At 71.7% G+C, this 612-nt stretch carries 1 protein-coding gene; it reads right to left on the bottom strand.

The window, feature by feature from the left end; genetic code table 11:
- Positions 1-14: 14 nt before the first annotated feature.
- Positions 15-612: NAD(P)/FAD-dependent oxidoreductase (locus ACE039_RS15835; protein WP_485822784.1), on the bottom strand; the 598-nt coding region annotated here is incomplete at its 5' end.

Here is a 612-nt window from a genome sequence, read left to right as displayed (position 1 = left end):
CCCCCCCCCGGCCGTTAGAGGAACCGGCCGGGCCGGAAGGCCTGGTAGCGGGATTCCGCTGCCTCGTCGAACATCAGTTCGCCCAAGATCTTCGCCGTGCCCGGCGCCGTGCTGAACCCGATGTGCTGGTGCCCCAACGCCAGCCACAGCCCGGGGTGGCGTGGCGCTTCGCCGATCATCGGGCGGCTGTCGGGCAGGGTGGGGCGGCGGCCCAACCAGGCGGCAGGATCCAGGCGTTCGCCCAACGGGAACGCTTCGCGCGCGCGCGATTCCGCCAGCGCTAGTTGGTCCGGCCGGGCGGGCGCGTCGCAATCGTCCAGCTGGACGCCGGTGGTCAGCCGCAGGCCGCGCGCCATGGGCGACAGCACGTAACCGCCGCCGGTGTCGTAGACGGGCCGGCTCACGCGGGCGCCATCCTTGCCGCCGTAGTGCATGTGATACCCGCGTTCGAAGGCCATGGGCAGGTCGATGCCCGTCGTCTTCAACAGTCCTTTGGACCAGGGGCCCAGCGCCACGACAAGCTGATCCGCCGACAGCGATTCGGAATCCTGGGACCCCTGCACCGTCCAGCGCTGGCCATCGCGGCGGATGGCGGTGGCGGCGGCGGGGTGG

Source organism: Achromobacter maghribensis (assembly GCF_057334215.1).
The sequence above is the reverse complement of the archived record's forward strand: the minus strand, read 5'-3'. Positions and strand labels throughout refer to the sequence as shown.